This window comes from Zhengella mangrovi (assembly GCF_002727065.1).
GTDB classification, from domain to species: domain Bacteria; phylum Pseudomonadota; class Alphaproteobacteria; order Rhizobiales; family Rhizobiaceae; genus Zhengella; species Zhengella mangrovi.
Map to the genome: position 1 here is coordinate 77,169 of NZ_PDVP01000007.1, position 17,945 is coordinate 95,113.

The following is a 17,945-nucleotide window of genomic DNA, read 5'->3' on the forward strand; positions in this document are numbered from 1 at the left end:
GGCGCGGGGCGCAATTTCGTGTTGTCAGGGGGACGGCCCGGAAAACCGGGACGAGTAAACGGTTTGACAGTAACCCGCGTAACGAACGGCATCGCCCCAGGCGCGCAGCATGCGCGCCGCGGCTGGCGCACGGGCCTGCGTGCGGCCCTGTTCGCCGGGATCGCCCTTGGCGTTTCTTCCTGCGCGCTCGTCGGCGGCAAGCCGAAGCCGCTCGACACGTTCGACCTCTCCGCCGTGCAGCCTTCGCAGAGCGGGCCGCGCGTGGTCCGCAAGCAGGTTCTCGTCAACGAACCGGTGGCCCTGAAGGCGCTGGACGGCGAGAACATCATGCTGCGGCCGGCACCCGGCGAGATCGCCTATCTCGGCGGTGCGCAGTGGAGCGACCGCCTGCCCAAGGTGATCCAGGCGCGCCTGATCGAGAGCTTCCAGCGGTCCGGGCGGATTCGGGGGATCGGGCGCCCGGGCGAAGGTCTGGCCATCGATTACCAGATGATCACCGACGTCCGCAGCTTCGAAGTGCTGCTCGACGGCGGCGCACCACGGGCCAGGGTGGCCCTGGCGGTGCGTCTCCTGAACGATCGCAGGGGCGTCGTGGCCCGCCAGAAGGTGTTCGAGGCGGAGGCTCCGCTGGCCGGACGATCCAACGGCGACTACGTGCGTGCGCTCGACGCGGCGTTCAACGACGTCTCGTCGCAGATCGTCGACTGGGTCCTCGGAACCATCTGATCCTTCGTCTATCTCGCTGACAATCAGCACCGCCTTCGCCTGGGCCTCGCATCGGCGTGCCGGCGGCTGGCCGATCTCGGCGCGTGCCGGCGGCTGGCCGGAACCGGACCTCCAACAATGAAAAAAGGCGGGCACGCGGCCCGCCTTTTCCCGATTGACGCGGTCCTGCCGGATCAGCGCAGCCGGCCGCTCGCGTGGGCGAGCATGGTGTAGACCTTGCCCTGTTCCGAGGCGAGGTAGCTCTGCGCCACCGACGGATCGCGGTCGTTGCGGGTGACGTCGGCGAGCAGGCGTTCGAAATCGTCGCAATAGCGGTCGACCACGGTGCGGAATTCCGTGTCCGACTGGTACTTGCGGCGGATCTCGTCAAAGGTCTGCTGGCCTTTCAGCGTGTAGAGCCGGCGGGTGAAGACATTGCGCTCGCCGTTGGAATAGCGCTTCCACAGTTCCATCGCCGCCTCGTGGTCGATGGCCCGGGCGATATCGACGGAAATGGAGTTGAGCGAATCCACCACCTGGCGCGGCGAGCGCGTGTCGGCGGCGGCGCGGCGCGGTGCCGGTGCCTCGTCGACTGACGCGCGGCGCAGAAGGTCCTGGACCCAGCCGCCCGTCTGGCCTGCCGGCGCAGGCGCCGGTTCCGCGGGGGCGGGCCTGCGCGGCTCGGGAGCGCGGGCCACCGGCTGGCTGGCCTGGGGTGCAGGCGCCGGGGCCGGGGCAGGTGCAGGGGCAGGCGGCGCCACCGGCTCGGTGCGGGCGGCCTGCTGCGAAACGCCGAAGGCGCGGCCCGAGCGGGTGACGATCTCGGAGAGCTCCTTCAGGGCATTGATCTGCTCCGACACGGCACGCCGCATGGCCGAGGTGGACTCGCGGGCCTCCTCGGGCATGTCGAGCACGCCGCGACGCAGTTCCTCGCGGGTCACTTCCAGCTCGGAGCGGATGGCGCCGGCGGTGCGGCGGATTTCCTCGGTCGCGCCGGAGAACCGCTCGGTGGCCGAATCGATGACCTCCTGGATGGCGTCGCGGATCTGCTCGGCCGTTTCCCGCGTGCGGCCCTGGGCCGTGTCCGCGGAGTGGACGACAAGCGCCTCGAAATTGCGCATCGCCTTCTGGATTTCCTCCGACTTGGCGATGAGCCCGCTGCTCAGGCGTTCGAGGGCCTCCTGGCGGTCGTTCAGCGTCGTGTTGAGGCTGCCCTGTGCCGCGCCGATCATGGTGGAGGCATTGTTCAGAAGCTCGCCGTGCTCCTCGAAGGTGCGGGCCAGCGACGCGATCTGGGACAGCGCGCCGGTCGACAGTTCGCCGAGCTTGCCGGTGGAATTCTCGAGGATGCTCGCCGAGGCGCTGAAGGTCTGCGCGGCCTTCTCGGCCCGCGACGAGAAGGATTCGGTCGTCGCGGCAAGCTTCTCGTCCACTTCGCCCAGGTTGGTCCGCGCCAGATCGATGAGCTGGCCAAGGCGGGCGTTGGACGAGGTGAGGCGGCCGATCAGCGAATCGACGTTTTCGGTCAGCGAACTGCTGGCGCTCTCGACGGCCGACAGGGTCTCGGCGGTGCGGGCCTGAAGCGCGTTGACGAGGGCCTCGTTCTCGGCCCGCAGCCGCTCGGAGGCTTCTGCCGTGGCCTGTTCCAGCGTGCGCTTCATGGCGCCGCCGCTGGCGGCAAAGCGGTCGACCAGCGGGCGGGCTTCCTCTTCCAGAATGCGGGAGATATCGGCGGTGCGCTGCGACAGGCTGCTGGACAGTTCCTCCGCCTTGGCGGAAATCGTCCGCGCGGCGTCGTTGGTGCCCTGCGTGATGTGCTGGTTGACCGCGTGCAGCGTTCCGGCGATGGCCTCGGCCTTGGCGGCCAGCTGGCTCTCCGATTCCGCCACCTTCTCGCCAAGGCGGGAGGCGATCTGCTCGGCACCGTCGGCCAGGCGGCGTTCGGCGTCGGTGACCTGGTTGCCAAGGCGCTGGACGACCGCATCGGCTTCGCTGGACATGCGCGACTGGATCTCGGCGAAGACCTGGGAAATGGCGAGCGACCGGCTCTCCAGCTGTTCCGCGGTCGCCGTCGCGCGGTCGAGCAGACGGCCATCGACGGTCATGAAGGCGTTCTCGATGTCGGCGATGGCGGTGCGGACCTGCTCGGCATTGCGGTCGATCAGTTCGCCGATGCGGGCATCCTTCGAGGACAGGGCGTCCATGATGGTGTCGATGCGCTGCTGCAGCGCGTTGGACGACGAGCCCACGGTGTCGGCCAGCACGCGATCGGCATCGACCAGGGCCTGCTCGACGCGGGCGACGGTCTGGTTGGCCGAGCCGTCGAAGCGCTGGGTGGCTTCGCTGAACACGCGTTCGAGCTCGGCGGTCCGCTCGGCCAGCTGGCGCTGCGCGGCGTCGAAGCTCTTGCCGGTTTCAAGCTGGAGGTGGGCCGTGGCCTCCACGATGCGTTCGCGCAGCGTCTGGGCAACCGTGCCGGCACTCTGCTCGAGCGCCTTGCGCACGTTGTCGACACCGAAGCTGAGCGCCTTCTCCATGGTCGAGGTGCGTTCGTCGATGATGCCGGTCTGGCGGGTGAAGGCCTCTTCGAGTTTCACCACGTCCTTTTCCACGTCGTCGGCGATCTGGCGGCGGATCGACTGGAAATTCTCCAGGTGGCGGCCGACGGCCTCCTTGAAGGCCTCGCGATCGTCGCCGGCACGGGCAAATTCATTCGCCATGGCGTCGAGAAGCTCGCGGCGGTGCCCGTCGATCTTCGAGACTTCCTCGCCGACCAGCGCCGCGATGCGGGCGCGATCTGCCTCCGCGCGGGTGATCTCGCCGGAAATGAAGGTTGCCAGCTGGGCGCGGCTCTCCTCGGTCCGGGCGAAATCGGCGGAAAGCTGGCTGGCCAGGCTGTCGCGCGCGGCCGCGGCCTTTTCAAGGTCGTCGGCAAGCAGGCCGCTGATCTGCTGGCGTGCATCGTCGAGGCGGATCGCCATGCGGCTGGCGGTCTCGTCGAGCTGGCCGGTCAGCGTGTTGAAGGTCTCGTTCAGGCGCCCGGCGAGCGACGAGCTTGTCTGGTCCAGACGGCCGGTGACCTCGGTCGCGGTCTCGTCCATCCGCAGGCGGATCGTCTCGGAGGTTTCGCCGAGCTTGCCGACGACGGTGGAGCCGACCTCGGCCAGGCGGCCGGTCACGGCGCTGCCGGCGCTGTCGATGGTGCCGGTGACCTCGGATGCGGTGCGGGAGAGCTGCTCGCCGATCCTGCCGGCGGTCTCGTCGAGACGCCCGGTGATCGCGTTCGCCTTCTCGTCAAGCTGGCCGGTGATCGCGCCGGCGGTGCTGTCCAGGCGACCCGTCACGTTGGCCGCGGTGCTGTCCAGGTGGCCCGTGATCGCGCCGGCCGTCTCATCGAGCCGGAGGCGGATGCTCTCGGCGCTTTCGCCGATGCGATTCACCAGGTTGCCGGAGGTCTGGTCGATGCGGTCGGCCGCCGCGGTGGCGGACTGGTCGACGCGCGAGGTCAGGCTGCCGGTGCTCTCGTCGAGCCGGGCGGCAAGGGCAGCCGCACGCTCGTCAAACCCGGCGGTGATGGCCGTGGTCCTTTCGTCCAGCGCGCGGGTGATCTCCGTGGTCCGCTCGCCAAGGCTGCTGGCAATGGCCGCCGCGCGCTCGTCGAAGCCGGCGGTGATCGCCGTGGTTTTCTCGTCCAGCGCACCGGTGATGGCGTTGGTCCGCTCCTCCAGGCTGCCGGTAATGGCGGTGGCGTTTTCCTCCAGCCGGGATTTCAGCTCGGCAGTCTTCTCTTCCATCATGGCGCCGGTCGCGGCCACGAAGCCCGTCATGTCCTCGCCGATGGCGGTCTTGCCGGATTCGATGAGGGCCGTCACCTCGTCGCGGCCCGTGGTGAAGGCGCCGGCGATCTCGCGGGTGCGCTCGAGCAGCGATTCGTTGATCTGGCGGGCGCGGGCTTCCAGCGCCTCGTTCAGGCGCTGCGTGCCGGTGTCGAGGGCATGCGCCCGGGTCTCGAACTCGCCGATCAGCGCCTGGCCGCGCTCGGCCAGCGTCGCCTGGATCTCGCCGAGGCGGCGGTCGAACTCGCTGTTGAGCGTGTTGGTGGTGTCGCCGAGCAGGGACACCAGGCCGGAGCCGCGCTCCTGGAGGATCGTGTTGAGGTTGTTGGTCTTTTCCTCGATGGCGGCGGCCAGGCTGCCGGCCCGTTCATCCAGCGTGGCCGACAGCGCGCCGGCCTTCTCGTCCAGCGTGCTGGACAGGTTGCCCGTGCGGTCATCGATGAGGGACGACAGCCGGCCGGTGCGCTCGTCGATGGCCGCCCCCAGGGTCCCGGCCCGCTCGTCGAGGACGCTCGTCAGGTTGGCCGAGCGTTCGTCCAGCGTGGAAGACAGGCTCGCCGAGCGCTGGTCGAGCGCCGTGGTGAGCGTGGCAGCGCTCTCGTTCAACCGTTCGACGAGGGCGCGGGTGCGGTCGTCGAGCGACGAGGCGAGGGTACCCGCGGCCGCCTCGGTCCGCTCGCTCAGCGTGGCGATGCGCGTGTCGAGAAGGCTGGCGAAGGCCTCGCCGGACGTCGAGATGCGGTTGGTGATGTCGTCGGTGCGGTCCTCGATGGACTTGAAGATCGAGGTGCCACTCTCGTTGATGCGGCTGACCAGGTTGTCGCCGGACAGGTTGATCTGTGTGGCGAGCTGGCGCGCGGCCTCCAGGACATTGGTCTTGATGATGTCGGAGGAGCGCGACATCTCGTCCTTCAACTGCTCGTGCGTTCCGGCAATCGAGGAGCGGACGCGCTCGGCATGCGAAATGACCGCCTCGCGCTCGTTGCCGAGGCCATCGACCAGGGTGCGGATGCGGATCTCGTTGTCGGAATAGGCGCGCTCGAGCTCGTTGACCTCGGAATGGACCAGGGTTTCCAGTTCCACGGCGCGCGCCAGCGTGCGCTCGATGCCTTCGCCGAGCGCCTGGACCTCGCGGCGCACCGCCTGGCCGACCGTGGCGACGCGGTCGGTGGCCAGGTTCTCCGGCTCGGCGAGCCGGTAGGCGATCTCGGTCATGCTCTGGGCGGCCAGCTTCATGTCATGGGCGCGCCGGACCATGACGCCGAAGGCCCAGAACAGGAGGCAGGGCACCAGGATGGCGATGGACAGCCCGATGGCATAGGGGGTCGTTGCGAATTCGCGGAACGACGAAATCTGCCAGATCTGCGGCGAATAGAGCATGTCGGCGACAGCCATGCCGCCCAGAATCCAGACGACGCAAAGCCCGGCAATCCCCCAGTAGATGGCGGTCGACGAGCGGCGGTTCATTGCCTTGACGAGGGCGCGATGGTCCTTCTGGCGGTCGTCGTTGGCCGCGGCGATGGAGGCCGGCTGGCGCTGGGATTCCTGGCGGGCAGGCTCCGGCTGCGTCGATGGCTTGGGCTTGAGGGCGGCCTCGTCGGCCGGATCGATGACCGGTTCACGGCGCACGGTTGCCGCCGCGGTGGCCGCGGCTGCCGCCGTCGCGGCTGCTGCCCCGGCAGCGGTCGTGTCGGTGGCCGGCTCATCCTTGCCGGCGGCCGCGATCTCGTCGGCGGCTGCGTCGATCCGGGCTTCGAAATTGTCGAGGTCGAGGCCGATGTCGTCCACGTCGGCGGCGTCGAAATCGAAATCGATGTCGAGTTCTTCGTCGAGCGCCGAATCCACTGCCTTGTCCAAGTCAGCCGTCTGTTTGGGTGTCGTCGCCATACCGAATACTCTCTCGTTTGCAGAGCCTGTCTGTCGTGTTCACGCCCGCCGTTCTACACCGGCAGGCGCATTCCCAGCCCCATGCTACTCAACCGGGCGTATCGTACTGGCACACCGCGGCAATTGAAACCGCCTAAGGCGGCGATGCTTAAATGTTTAAACATAAGGTTAACAGCACATGTGAGCGGCCCGGACAATGACAAGTTTTCGAGGCGGAATCCGGCGATTCCGTGGTCGAAAAGGCAAGCGCGGCCTGACGTTAACGCATTGTCCACAGGAAACAGGGAGGATGGCCGAACAGCAGAGACGAGCGGGGACAAGCCATGGCTGTGCAGAGACAGGAAACGGTTGCGTTCGACCGGCCCGGCGGAGAAACGTGCCCGGCACGGGCCGGACGGCCCATCGATTTCGAACAACTGGAACGCCAGACCTTCGGCGACCGGGCGCTGGAGCAGGAGGTGCTCGCCATGTTCATGCAGCAGGCGGCGCTGGCCGTGGATTCGCTTGCCAGCGCGGACCCGGCCACCAGCCAGCGGCTTGCCCATACGCTCAAGGGATCGTCGCGCAGCGTCGGCGCGGTTCGCCTTGCCGCCCTGTGCGAACGGCTCGAGGCTTCGCCCGGCGACCGGAAACTCGTGCGCGGCCTTGCCCGGGAACTCGGCGCGATCCGCGACCAGATCGCCTCGATCAGCCGTTGACCGGTCGTGGCGGGGCCGGGGCCGCCGCCTGCCGGAAGCCGGATTTCTGATGGTCCAGGCCGGAAAGCGGTTGCCTGTTTCGGTTCATTTGCTCTAGAGCCTTCGCCCGAGACAACCGAACACCGGACTTCAAGGCCCATGACCAAGATCATCTTCGTCAACCATGACGGCGCCCGCCACGAAATCGAGGCAGAAAACGGTACGACCGTGATGGAGAACGCCATCAAGCATTCCGTGCCGGGGATCGAGGCGGAATGCGGCGGCGCCTGCGCCTGCGCCACGTGCCACGTCTACGTGGACGAGGCATGGTCGGAGAAGACCGGCAAGCCGCAGGCGATGGAAGAGGACATGCTCGACTTCGCCCATGAGCCGCGTCCGACGTCACGCCTGTCGTGCCAGATCACCGTCAGCGATGCGCTCGACGGCCTGGTCGTGCACATTCCCGAACGCCAGGCCTGACCGGTTTACCCGGCCCGGCGAGGGCAGCCCGCAAGAAAGACATGTCACTCCGCTGCGGCGGCAAGGCTGTCCGGCCCGTCCGGATCGCCGGCGGCCGTTTCCGTTTCGAGGTCCGGAAAGGCGACGATCCGCCGGCCCTTGAGGTCGCTGCGCAGGACGACCAGGCCGTGCTCCTCGAAATAGGCGAGGAACCGGCGCGCCCGGCGCGGTGAATGGCTGCCGTAGGCGCGCGCCAGCGTGGCGTCGGAGGGGCAGGGCGCCCTTTCAATGGCCGCCCGGGCCACGAGCAGGAACACGCCCTGCAGATCTTCCGGAATCGACTGAGACAGGGCGATGGCCGAGGCCCATTCCGTCGTCGCCGTGGTTTCCGCGCCGGCCCCGGCACGGGCAACGGCGAGGCGGTTGCGGAAGGCGCCCATGGCCGGCAGCGCGCCGGCGACCCGGCGGATGCGGCAACGCACGAGGAAATCCTGGTAAAGCTCCGCGTCGGTGCGGAAACCGGCCTCCGGATCGGCCATGAGATCGGCCATGACGGCGTCCAGGGCCGCTTCCCGTTCGGCCTCGTCGACGGGCTCCGCCTCGGCGGCCGTCTCGGCTTCACTGACGGCCTGGGCCGCGCGCTGGTCGGCGGCGCGGGCGAGTTGCTCGAGAATGCCCTCGGCCGGGGGCGGCGGCGCGGGCCGCGGCGGCCTGCGCACGGGCCGGGCGGCCTCGACCGCGGCGTCCTTGAGGATCAGGTCGCGGGCATCGGCCGGTGTCTCGGGCAGCGGCACGAGCTTGGGGCTGGAAGAGCGGGCCGAGGTTTCGACATTGCCGATGACATAGGGAACCGGGCGGCGCGACAGGGCGGGGCCGAGCGCGATGAAATGCCCGCGCTTCAGGTCGCGGAACATCTCGGCCTGGCGGCGCTCCATGCCGAGCAGGTCGGAGGCGCGCGCCATGTCGATGTCGAGGAAGGTGCGGCCCATGAGGAAGTTGGAGGCTTCGGCGGCCACGTTCTTGGCCAGCTTGGCCAGTCGCTGGGTGGCGATGACGCCGGCAAGGCCGCGCTTGCGGCCGCGGCACATCAGGTTCGTCATGGCGCCGAGCGAGGCGCGGCGCGCATCGTCGGAGAATTCGCCGGCGGAAACGGGCGCGAACATCTGCGCCTCGTCGACGACGACGAGCATGGGATACCAGTGGTCGCGGTCCGCATCGAACAGCGCATTGAGAAAGGCGGCGGCGGCACGCATCTGGCCCTCGATCTCCAGCCCTTCGAGGTTGAGCACCGTGGATACGCGATGCTGGCGAACCCGCGCGGCGATGACTTCCAGTTCCTCCAGCGGCCGGTTGGCATCGACCACAAGATGGCCGAAGCGGTCGGCCAGCGTGACGAAGTCGCCTTCGGGATCGACGATGCACTGCTGTACCCAGGGCGCGCTCTGCTCCAGCAGCCGGCGCAGCAGATGCGACTTGCCGGAGCCGGAATTGCCCTGCACGAGGAGGCGCGTCGCCAGGAGTTCCTCCAGGTCGATCAATGCTTGCGCCCCGGCCGGCGCGGTTCCCATTTCGATTTCGATCTTCATCGGCGAAGTGATGGTTGTGTCGCGTGCATCTTTTCCGGTTCCCCGCTCGTCGCAATGCGCCCAGGTCGCCGCATGGACGGCACGGGCCACCAAAGCGGGTCCGCCGAATGCCGTCATGCCCGCACGGGCAGGGGCGATTCGCCGGGTCCCGGTCCTAGCTTCCTGTCTAGCCAGACGGCCATGCCCGGTTCAAGCCGCGAGGCGCTGCGGGCGGCGCTAACCCACAGGGGAAATGCCGGTCAGTTCATCATGCCCCGGCGCTTGCCGATCAGGCCCCGAAGGCGGCGCTCGAACTCGTTGCCCTCCTTGCCGTCGAAGGCGGCATGGGCATCGTCGTTCTGCTTCATGATCCGGGCCGTGACGCGGGCGACCCGCGCTTCGAGCGCCTCGCAGCCCTGGCGGGACGTGAGGCCGGTAAGGGCGCTTTCGAGCCGCCGCGCATGCGTGGCTGCGATATCGGCATGGCGACGCTCGTGGCGCCGGATATCCTGGTCGAGCGCCTGCCAGAACAGGACGGTTTCGCGCGATGCGTTGCGCGGCTGGTTCCAGCGCGGCAGCGTCATTGTCGCGACGAGGCTCACATGGGTGCTGGCCACCCGGCACAGGTGTTCGTGCTCGGCATAGTCGACGCGGGTCTTGAATTCCATGCGGGTGGCCGCCGGATGGCCGAGGTGGCCGCCAAGCTTCGGCCCCCGCCGTTCCAGCTGGCGCTCGATCTCCTGCATGGTGGCCCCGCGCACGGTGTAGTGCCGCTCCACGACGCGGACGTCGGCGGCCATGGCCGGCCGCCCCAGCGCGGCCAGGGTCACGAAAAGGATTGCCAGTCTTGCGTCCATGAAACGGTCCCCGGTCAGATGGCCAGTTTGATCACTGCCCGGTCCAATAGCAAATGATTTGACGGGTGGAACGTTTCGCCACGGGCATCAAAGCGTTTGATTTTTTTCACTCCGGCGCTCAAAACGGCGCCACGACCGAGCCGCCATGCAAGGGAGACCGCGCGGATGGAAACGAGGACCTGGACGCTGGCCCACGGGCGCCAGCTGGCGCTTGGGAACAGGGGGATCCTGATGGGAATCCTCAATGTCACGCCCGATTCCTTTTCCGACGGCGGGCGGTTCGACGGTATCGGCGCCGCGGTGGACCAGGCCCGGCGGATGGTCGCCGAGGGTGCCGCGATCATCGATGTCGGCGGCGAATCGACGCGCCCGGGCGCGGCTGCCGTGAGCGCGGCCGAAGAGCAGGCGCGGGTGCTGCCTGTGATCGAGGCGCTGGCCGGGGAAGGTGACGTCCTGCTCTCCGTCGATACCTACAGGGCCGACACCGCTGCCCTGGCGGTGAAGGCGGGAGCGCATATCGTCAACGACGTCTGGGGCCTGCAGCGGGAACCCGGCATTGCCCGGCTGGCGGCGGAGACGGGCGCCGGCCTGGTCATCATGCACACGGGGCGAGAGCGCGAGCGCCTGACGGACGTGATCGAGGACCAGCGGCTGTTCCTGGACCGCTCGCTGACGATCGCGCGGGAGGCCGGCGTGGCCGACAGCCAGATCATGCTCGACCCGGGGTTCGGTTTCGCCAAGGATCCGCACGAGAACTTCGCCCTGATGGCGCGGTTCGCCGAATTGCACGGTCTGGGCTACCCGCTGCTGGCGGGAACGTCGCGCAAGCGCTTCATCGGCCATGCAACGGGCCGCGAGGCCGATGCGCGGGACGCCGGCACGGCGGCGACGACGGCGCTGCTGCGCGTTCGCGGGGCTGCCGTAATCCGGGTGCATGATGTCGCAATCAATCGGGATGCGATGTGCATCGCGGATGCGATGATGGCGGAAATCCCCGGGGGCAAGGAAGAGGACCAGTCATGAGCGTCTATACGATCCGGATGAAGAATTGCGCCTTCTTCGCCCGGCACGGAGTGCTGGACGAGGAAGAGACGCTGGGACAGCGCTTCTATGTCGATGCCGTGCTGACCGTGAATGCCGGCGACGCGCTTGTCCGCGACACGATCGAACGGACGGTCGACTATGGCATTGCTTTCGTCACCATCGAAAAGATCATCACCGGCAAGCGCCGCTACCTGATCGAGGCGCTGGCGCTCGAATGCGCCAAGGCGATGTGCGAGCATTTTCCGCAGATCAGCCATGCCGAGATCACGGTGCGCAAGCCCAATGCACCGGTGCCGGGCGTGCTGGACCATGTCGAGGTGACGGTTGGCTGGCCCCAGTCCTGACGCGAAACGGACCGCATGGCTGGGACTTGGCGGCAACGTCGGCGACGTGGCCGCGGCCATGGCCGGAGTGCTGCAGGCGCTGGACGGCCGGGCCGATACCGACGTGGCGGCGGTTTCCGGCCTGTACCGCACGCCGCCGTGGGGCGTGACGGACCAGCCCGATTTCCTCAACTGTTGTGCCGGTATCCGCACCGCGCTCGCGCCGGACGCCCTGCTCGATGCCTGCCTGACGCTGGAACGGGAGTGGCTGCGCGAACGCCAGATGCGCTGGGGTCCGCGCACGATCGACATCGACATCCTGGCCCATGACGGACCGCCGGTGGACGCGCCGGGCCTGACGATACCGCATCCGCGCGCATCGGAACGGGCGTTCGTTCTGCTTCCGCTGGCCGAGATCGCGCCCGACCTTCGTCTGGCCGGGCGGCGCGTGGCCGACCTGGTGCGGGACGCCGACCGGAGCGGGATGACGCGCCTGGACCTGCCGGCGGACTGGTGGCGCGGCGGATCGACGGACTGAGGACGCCGCCACCTTCGCTGGCGGGAGCGGGCGGCCGGCGATCAGCACGCAACAGGCCCGGCAGCGCCGGCGCAAGCGCCGCCGGCCAGGCCCGGTCGCGGAAAATCCGTATTTTAGCGCTTGATGGAGCCGGTGGCCCGGTCGTCGACCCGCTTCAGGCTCATGCCGATGACGGGAACCATCTTCTTGTCGACCTTGACGGAGACGGTCACGTTCATCGCGTCCTTGCTCGCCAGGCGGGCGAGCATGGCGCCACGCAGCTTGTTGCGCACCAGCGACAGGACGACACGCTGGCCATCCACATTGCCGGACACGACGTCGAGGCCCTTGCCCTTGGCGCCATCGAGGAACTTGCCGCGATAGCCGCGGCCGCGCTTCTCGATGCTGGCCTGCATCTTCTGGGAGAAGATGCCGACACGGCAGCTGCCGTCGAGGGTCACGCCGACGCGCGCACCAGGCGTCTCGCCGGTGAAATTGCACACGAACTTGGTGCCCTTGTACTTGCCGGCGACGATTTCGCCGGGGCCGGACCACTCGCCGGAGAGCGAACGGAAGAACTCATGGTCGCGATCCGCAGCCACGGCTCCTTCCATGGTGCCCGTGGCAGTGGCCAGAAGAATGGCGGCAGTCGTGGCGGCGCTTTTCAGCATGATTCACCCGGTTGACGTGGCGTGGTCGATTGGCCCGAATGATTGCCAAGAATGGTTAAGGCTTTCTTTTCCGGACCGCTACAAGAGTGATCGAGTCTGCCGCAAACGGCAATCCCTCAGCGCTCCGGAGCCTTCTCGCCGGCCGGCTGCTGCCCGGAAAACCGCGTCAGTGTTGCAAGGATGCCACCGATTCCGGGTCTTTTCAGCGCAATGAACGGCATCGGACGGCAGGCGTCGATGGCCGCAAGGCCGATCCGCGCCGTCATCAGGCCGTTGACGACACCTTCGCCGAGACGCGCGGAAAGCCGGGAGGCGATGCCGTGGCCAAGGACCTGCCCGACCAGACTGTCGCTGGCGGCCATGGTTCCGGTCACGGCAAGGTGGGAGATCACCGCGCGGGCCAGGCGAAAGAAGCCGATCGTGCCCGGGCGGCCGCCATAGACGGCGGAAACGCGGCGAATCAGGCGGGCGGCCTCGAACACCACGTAGCCGACATCGACGAGGGCGCGCGGGCTGACCGCGGTGACGACGGACACGCGCTTGGAGGCATCCATCACCAGCCGGTTGGCCTCGGCATCGAGCGGGCCGAGCAGGTCGCGCTCGGCCAGGGCGAGCAGGTCGGGCCCGTCGATCACCTCGTTCTCCTGGCGGGCGAGGAGGGCGCGCCCGGCGGCCAGTTCCGGCTTGTCCCTGACCAGCGAGAGGAGGTCGGCCGTGACGCCGCGCGCCTTGCGGATATCCTTGTGCACCACGGCATCGGCCGCCGCGGCCTGGATCCTGGCAATGCTGGACAGGCGGCGAAGCGCCAGCAATTCGCGTGCGAGAATGGCCAGCAGGGCGAGGCCCGCCGTTGCCGCAAGGCCGGTCGCCGTCCAGCCGAGCCAGTCGGACCTTGCGAACAGGGACCGGACGAAACTGTCGATCCAGAGACCGATGGCCAGCGATCCGAGCAGGCCGAGCGCCCAGAACAGGAGCCGGGCGAAGGAGAAGCGCCTGGCCGGCGCGGGCGGAACCGGGGCGACGGCATCCTCCAGCGCCTCGGCGAGGAACGGATCTTTGGCCTCCGGTGTCACGTGGGCCATGGCCTCGCCGCTGACCGCACGCGGCCTGCGGGGCGCGGCCGCGGCAGCGGGCTCCGGGTCTTTCCGGATGGCGTCGGCGCTTTCGGAACGGGGCTGCAGCTGCGGCTCCGGGGCGACGGCAAAGGCAGCGGGCCTGCGCGGGGTCTTGTTCATGCCAGCCTGTCTCCGATGAGAAACTGCAGTGCCCGGTCGAGGCGGATGTGGGGCAGGGACAGGGTCAGGCCCTCCATGGTGCGTTCCAGCTTCGGCGGTCGGAAGCGGACGAAGCGGACAAGCGGCTCGTCGCCCTGCGGCGCGGACGCGGCCGCCTGTTGCAGAACCGAATCAGGATCAGATGGCAAGTCCCCGGGAAATATGGCCGTTTCCCGCTTCCCGCCGAAAGTCTCGTTACCGATCCGCTCGCCGGCCAGCGGCTGGCCGATGATGACCGGAAGCGTCTCGCCGCCCTGGCGCACCGTGCCTTCCCGGGTCGCGCGCACGGCGGCCATGGCCAGCACGTCGACCTCGGCGCCGGAGAAGCGGGCCCGCTTGACCGCGCGGTCGACGAGGCGGCCGACGATGGCCTGCAGGCGGTCGTGGCTTTCGTGGTGGATGTGGTCCGCCTTCGTGGCGGCGACGAGAATGCGCTCGATGCGGCGGGAAAACAGGCTGGTGAGGAAATTGCCGCTGCCCTGGCGGAAGCAGGACATGACGCCGGTCAGCGCCCGTTCGAGGTCCGCCATGGCGGCCGGCCCGGCATTGAGCGCCTGCATGGCGTCGATCAGGACGATCTGGCGATCGAGCCGGGTGATGTGTTCGCGGAAGAACGGCTTGACGACATGGGTCTTGTAGGCCTCGAAGCGGCGCTCCATCATTGCGGCCAGGCTGTCCCTGGGGATGGGTTTGCCGGGTTCCAGTCGCAACGGGGCGAAGGTCAGGGCCGGGGACCCGTCGAGGTCGCCTGGCATGAGGAAACGGCCCGGTGGAAGGGTGGACAGGGCGCGCTCGTCGCTGCGGCAGGCCCTCAGATAGGCCGTGAAGGCCTGCGCGAGGACGACGGCGGTCTGTTCCTCCGCTGCCGCGTAGGGGTCCACCGTTGCCAGCCTTTCCAGCCAGGGGCCGGCGAGGTCGGCCCGGACGGGTGTCGACGCCAGCTCGAGCGATTCGCCGGCAAACGCGGCATATGTCTGCCCGAGCAGCGGCAGGTCGAGTAGCCATTCGCCGGGGTAATCGACAATGTCGAGCGACAGGCGGCCGCCGGAAAACACGCGGCTCCAGCCGCTGGCCGATTCGTACTCGATGGTCAGGCGCAGTTGCGAGACGGCCCGGGTGGAATCGGGCCAGGTGCGGTCCTCGACCAGTGCGCGGACGTGATCCTCGTACTGGAACCGCGGCACCTGGTCGTCGGGCTGGGGCTGAAGGTAGGCGCGTTCGATGCGGCCCGACTTGTGCGGTTCGAACATCGGCAGCCGCCCGCCATGGATGAGATTGTGCACCAGCGCGGTGATGAAGACCGTCTTGCCGGAGCGGGAGAGGCCCGTCACCCCCAGGCGCAAGGCCGGTTCGCCCAGGCTCGTGAGGCGCTCGCCCAGCGTGTCGAGCGCGATGCGCGCCTCGTCGGCCATCGTCGTCATTGAATTCGCCATGCCAGCGGGCGCCCTTTCCTGTCTGCCGACCATATAGGTGCCGGCGAAACCATTTGAAAGGAAGGGCGGAACGCGCTGTCAGAGGTCTTCGGGCGTCATGAACAGGCGCAGCCGGCCCTTGCCCGGCGCGATCGCGGAAAGGGGCGTTTCGAAATCGATCACCGCGAGCCCGCAGGGCGCGAAACCGTTTTCCATGGTCGTGCTTTCGCTCTCGCCGCCGCGCTTGCACAAGGCAAAGGCGAGATCCTCGAGCATCGGATTGTGGCCGATGACCATGATCGAGGCCGTGCGCGGGTGCTTGTGAACGATGTCGATGTAGCCGGCCGCATCGGTGCAATAGAGGTCGTCGAGGAATTCCGCGTTGTCCGGGTCCATCTCCAGGCCTTCGGCGAGACCGTCCCAGGTTTCCCGCGCCCGCCGCGATGTCGAGCAGATGACGGTGTCGGGCCGCTGGCCGTTCGCACGCATGGCGAGGCCGATCGCCTCGGCCTCGCCCCGGGCGCCGGGCTCGAGCGGGCGGTCGAAATCGCGCATGCCGGGCATCGGCCACGCGGCGCGGGCATGGCGTAGCAAATAAAGCCGACTCATCGGCGCTCCTTCCGCGGCGTGGCCGCCCGATTTCCGAAATTGGCACAAGGTATGTCCTGCGCCGGAGAAATCTGATATTGGTCCTGCCGAAAATAGGAAAGAGCCCCGGGCCGGCGCAATTGGCCGGATGGATAAGAGGGTTCGATCTGTTTGTTTCCCGGGCGGGCGACCGTTCCTCCGGGGCATTTTCCGTGCGGCTCGAATGCTGCTGAAACCCCAACAATTTGAATGCCTTGTATTGTGTTTCACAACGCCGTGGGCTAAAGGACGCCGCAGTCGCAAGGCGGCCGCGAAACCGGTCTGTGATTCTTCGGGGTGTGCTGTCATTTCAGGCAGTTGCCCACAGGGGGATTTCGCATCGTCCTGCAACCAAGGCACGCCCCGCCAGACGGGCGGCAGAAATCGATTGCCGATAGGGAGATTGAATGGCACGACATTTGCTTCTTACGAGAAACGGCCCTTGTCGCATTTCCGTTGCGAAAAAGCGCTAGCGGCTTGCCTGCAGGGGCGGCCGTGAATATCTCTGGGTTCAGGAAAGCGGGTGAATTGCATGTCGGAAGTTATTGAAACGGGATACGTGCCGTCGGATGACGAGCCATTCATGAACGAGCGCCAGAAATCCTATTTCCGGGAAAAGCTCATCAACTGGAAAAGCGATATCCTGCGCGAGGCGCGTGAAACGCTGGAAACGCTGCAGCAGGAGAGCGAGAACCATCCGGACCTCGCCGACCGGGCCTCGTCGGAGACCGACCGGGCGATCGAACTGCGGGCACGGGACCGGCAGCGCAAGCTGATTTCCAAGATCGATGCCGCGCTGATGCGAATCGATGAGGGTACCTACGGCTATTGCGAAGAGACCGGGGAGCCGATCTCCCTGCGCCGTCTCGACGCGAGGCCGATCGCCACGCTGTCGATCGAGGCTCAGGAGCGCCACGAGCGCCGCGAAAAGGTGTATCGCGACGATTGAGCCCTCGTTCGCGCGATACCGGCATGGAATGGAAAAGCGGTCCCGGAGGGGGCCGCTTTTTTCTTTGCGGGTGATGCCGCGATGTGCGGCCGGCAGGCGTCATGCCCCTGCCGGCGGCGGTGCGATCAGCCCTTGCTGTCGCGGGTGAGATCCTGCAGCAGCAGCGACATTTCCTCTTCCAGCGACAGTTCCCTTTTTTCCGCCTGAGGCTGCGGCTCCGGCGTTTCGGCTTGGGGCGCAGGCGCCGGTTCGGGTGCCTGGGCCGGCTGCGGCTCGCGAACCGGGGCGAGGGTCTCCTGCAGTTCACGCATCAGGTCGCTGGTCAGGACATCGTCATCCTCGTCCTGCCCGGCGGCCGCCGCAGGTTCCGGTTCCGGCACCGGCGATGGTGCCGGCGCGGGCGGTGCGGCCTGTGTCAGTTGCCAGGTCGGCTGGTGCGTGCCCACCGGGGGCGCAGGCGCGGGCTCCTCGTAGGCCGGCATGTCGATACTGGCGGGGGCCGGTTCAGCGACCGGGGTCTCAGACGTCCGGGCGGCCGGCGGTACCGGCTCCCCGGTCGGCGGCGGGGGCGGCGCTTCCGGAACGGGTTCCGGCGCCGGTGCATGCTCCACGCCGTGATCCGGCGGCAGGGGCGGGGCGGCTTCTTCCCGCGGCTCCTCGCGATGGGTGGCCATGGCTGCTACCGCCGGCGCGGCGGCGACCGCCGCGGCGATCGATGCGGCGCGCTCCCGGTCCATTTCCTGCTCGGCGCGGGCCGGCTGGCGCGGCTGGGCCGGTGGCGCGGGCTGGCGGGCGGGACCTGCCGTCCGGCCCGGCCCCTGGGCGGGGCGTGGCATGGCGGCGGGCCCATGGCCGATGGCAGGCTCGACGACCACGTCGCCGGCGCCGCCGATGAGCAGGAGATGTTCGACACCGTCGCGCCGCACCAGGATCAGGCGCCGCTTGGCATCGACCGGTGCCGCATCGACAACGGCGAGGCGATGCTTGCTCTTTCCGCCGCGCACGTATGTGCCCGGCAGCATGGCCCTGACCATGCGCAGCGCATGGAGGAAGAGAACCAGGATCACCAGGACCGCGACAATCCATGTCACCGCCGTTGCCGGTCCCTGTCCGATCGTGTCACCGAGCCAGTTCATTCTTCT

At 68.2% G+C, this 17,945-nt stretch carries 15 protein-coding genes; 7 read left to right on the forward strand and 8 right to left on the reverse strand.

Annotated features, from left to right (window positions below):
• Nucleotides 1-63: 63 nt before the first annotated feature.
• Nucleotides 64-726 (forward strand): ABC-type transport auxiliary lipoprotein family protein, encoded by a 663-nt coding sequence (locus tag CSC94_RS13000; RefSeq protein ID WP_245408346.1) that lies wholly within the window; start codon nt 64-66, stop codon nt 724-726.
• 173 nt (nt 727-899) lie between these two features.
• Here CSC94_RS13000 and CSC94_RS13005 read toward each other — a convergent pair whose 3' ends face one another.
• Nucleotides 900-6,398: an apolipoprotein A-IV repeat region-like domain-containing protein gene (locus CSC94_RS13005; protein WP_165784424.1), complete on the reverse strand. Its 5,499-nt coding sequence runs from the start codon at nt 6,396-6,398 to the stop codon at nt 900-902.
• A 353-nt stretch (nt 6,399-6,751) separates the two neighbouring features.
• Between CSC94_RS13005 and CSC94_RS13010 the strand changes: the two genes are divergently transcribed.
• Both CSC94_RS13010 and CSC94_RS13015 read left to right on the forward strand, forming a co-directional pair.
• Nucleotides 6,752-7,126, forward strand: coding sequence for an Hpt domain-containing protein (locus CSC94_RS13010; protein WP_099306783.1), 375 nt, complete (start codon nt 6,752-6,754; stop codon nt 7,124-7,126).
• Between the two features lie 138 nt (nt 7,127-7,264).
• Nucleotides 7,265-7,585 (forward strand): 2Fe-2S iron-sulfur cluster-binding protein, encoded by a 321-nt coding sequence (locus tag CSC94_RS13015; protein ID WP_099306784.1) that lies wholly within the window; start codon nt 7,265-7,267, stop codon nt 7,583-7,585.
• Between the two features lie 44 nt (nt 7,586-7,629).
• Here the strand turns inward: CSC94_RS13015 and CSC94_RS13020 are convergent, their stop codons facing one another.
• Both CSC94_RS13020 and CSC94_RS13025 read right to left on the reverse strand, forming a co-directional pair.
• On the reverse strand, nt 7,630-9,150 hold the full coding sequence (locus CSC94_RS13020) for an AAA family ATPase (protein WP_099306785.1): 1,521 nt from the start codon (nt 9,148-9,150) through the stop codon (nt 7,630-7,632).
• Nucleotides 9,151-9,389: 239 nt separating this feature from the next.
• Nucleotides 9,390-9,986, reverse strand: a complete 597-nt coding sequence (locus CSC94_RS13025; protein WP_099306786.1) for a DUF922 domain-containing protein — start codon at nt 9,984-9,986, stop codon at nt 9,390-9,392.
• A 165-nt stretch (nt 9,987-10,151) separates the two neighbouring features.
• Between CSC94_RS13025 and folP the strand changes: the two genes are divergently transcribed.
• Genes folP through folK form a run of 3 tightly spaced genes read left to right on the forward strand, consistent with a single transcriptional unit; the run spans nt 10,152 to nt 11,891 of the window.
• On the forward strand, nt 10,152-11,009 hold the full coding sequence (gene folP / locus CSC94_RS13030) for a dihydropteroate synthase (protein WP_099306787.1): 858 nt from the start codon (nt 10,152-10,154) through the stop codon (nt 11,007-11,009).
• A complete protein-coding gene (gene folB / locus CSC94_RS13035; protein WP_099306788.1) occupies nt 11,006-11,374 on the forward strand; it encodes a dihydroneopterin aldolase in 369 nt (122 codons plus the stop codon). Before folP ends, folB begins: the two co-directional genes overlap by 4 nt.
• Entirely contained in the window at nt 11,355-11,891 is a 537-nt protein-coding gene (folK, locus tag CSC94_RS13040) for a 2-amino-4-hydroxy-6-hydroxymethyldihydropteridine diphosphokinase (protein ID WP_099306789.1), read from the forward strand. The genes folB and folK overlap by 20 nt, the downstream gene beginning before the upstream one ends.
• A gap of 113 nt (nt 11,892-12,004) precedes the next feature.
• Here the strand turns inward: folK and CSC94_RS13045 are convergent, their stop codons facing one another.
• From CSC94_RS13045 to CSC94_RS13060, 4 genes are all read right to left on the reverse strand, one after another.
• Nucleotides 12,005-12,541: a hypothetical protein gene (locus CSC94_RS13045; protein ID WP_425356518.1), complete on the reverse strand. Its 537-nt coding sequence runs from the start codon at nt 12,539-12,541 to the stop codon at nt 12,005-12,007.
• Nucleotides 12,542-12,657: 116 nt separating this feature from the next.
• Complete coding sequence (locus CSC94_RS13050) at nt 12,658-13,776, reverse strand: YcjF family protein (RefSeq protein WP_099306790.1); 1,119 nt, start codon at nt 13,774-13,776, stop codon at nt 12,658-12,660.
• A complete protein-coding gene (locus tag CSC94_RS13055) occupies nt 13,773-15,248 on the reverse strand; it encodes a YcjX family GTP-binding protein (RefSeq protein WP_099306791.1) in 1,476 nt (491 codons plus the stop codon). Before CSC94_RS13055 ends, CSC94_RS13050 begins: the two co-directional genes overlap by 4 nt.
• A 78-nt stretch (nt 15,249-15,326) precedes the next feature.
• On the reverse strand, nt 15,327-15,836 hold the full coding sequence (locus CSC94_RS13060) for a SixA phosphatase family protein (protein ID WP_099306792.1): 510 nt from the start codon (nt 15,834-15,836) through the stop codon (nt 15,327-15,329).
• 550 nt (nt 15,837-16,386) lie between these two features.
• Between CSC94_RS13060 and dksA the strand changes: the two genes are divergently transcribed.
• Nucleotides 16,387-16,803, forward strand: coding sequence for an RNA polymerase-binding protein DksA (gene dksA, locus CSC94_RS13065; protein ID WP_099306793.1), 417 nt, complete (start codon nt 16,387-16,389; stop codon nt 16,801-16,803).
• A gap of 125 nt (nt 16,804-16,928) precedes the next feature.
• Here dksA and CSC94_RS13070 read toward each other — a convergent pair whose 3' ends face one another.
• A complete protein-coding gene (locus CSC94_RS13070) occupies nt 16,929-17,939 on the reverse strand; it encodes a flagellar biosynthetic protein FliO (protein ID WP_165784425.1) in 1,011 nt (336 codons plus the stop codon).
• Between the last annotated feature and the right edge of the window lie 6 nt (nt 17,940-17,945).

What these genes read in the sequence shown, in the direction of transcription:
- CSC94_RS13060 (WP_099306792.1), bottom strand. Translation starts at nt 15,836, where the DNA reads ATGAGTCGGCTTTATTTGCTACGCCATGCCCGCGCCGCGTGGCCGATG.
- CSC94_RS13010 (WP_099306783.1), top strand. Translation starts at nt 6,752, where the DNA reads ATGGCTGTGCAGAGACAGGAAACGGTTGCGTTCGACCGGCCCGGCGGA.
- CSC94_RS13025 (WP_099306786.1), bottom strand. Translation starts at nt 9,986, where the DNA reads ATGGACGCAAGACTGGCAATCCTTTTCGTGACCCTGGCCGCGCTGGGG.
- folP (WP_099306787.1), top strand. Translation starts at nt 10,152, where the DNA reads ATGGAAACGAGGACCTGGACGCTGGCCCACGGGCGCCAGCTGGCGCTT.
- CSC94_RS13015 (WP_099306784.1), top strand. Translation starts at nt 7,265, where the DNA reads ATGACCAAGATCATCTTCGTCAACCATGACGGCGCCCGCCACGAAATC.
- folB (WP_099306788.1), top strand. Translation starts at nt 11,006, where the DNA reads ATGAGCGTCTATACGATCCGGATGAAGAATTGCGCCTTCTTCGCCCGG.
- CSC94_RS13020 (WP_099306785.1), bottom strand. Translation starts at nt 9,150, where the DNA reads ATGAAGATCGAAATCGAAATGGGAACCGCGCCGGCCGGGGCGCAAGCA.
- dksA (WP_099306793.1), top strand. Translation starts at nt 16,387, where the DNA reads ATGTCGGAAGTTATTGAAACGGGATACGTGCCGTCGGATGACGAGCCA.
- CSC94_RS13045 (WP_425356518.1), bottom strand. Translation starts at nt 12,541, where the DNA reads ATGCTGAAAAGCGCCGCCACGACTGCCGCCATTCTTCTGGCCACTGCC.
- CSC94_RS13050 (WP_099306790.1), bottom strand. Translation starts at nt 13,776, where the DNA reads ATGAACAAGACCCCGCGCAGGCCCGCTGCCTTTGCCGTCGCCCCGGAG.
- CSC94_RS13070 (WP_165784425.1), bottom strand. Translation starts at nt 17,939, where the DNA reads ATGAACTGGCTCGGTGACACGATCGGACAGGGACCGGCAACGGCGGTG.
- CSC94_RS13055 (WP_099306791.1), bottom strand. Translation starts at nt 15,248, where the DNA reads ATGGCGAATTCAATGACGACGATGGCCGACGAGGCGCGCATCGCGCTC.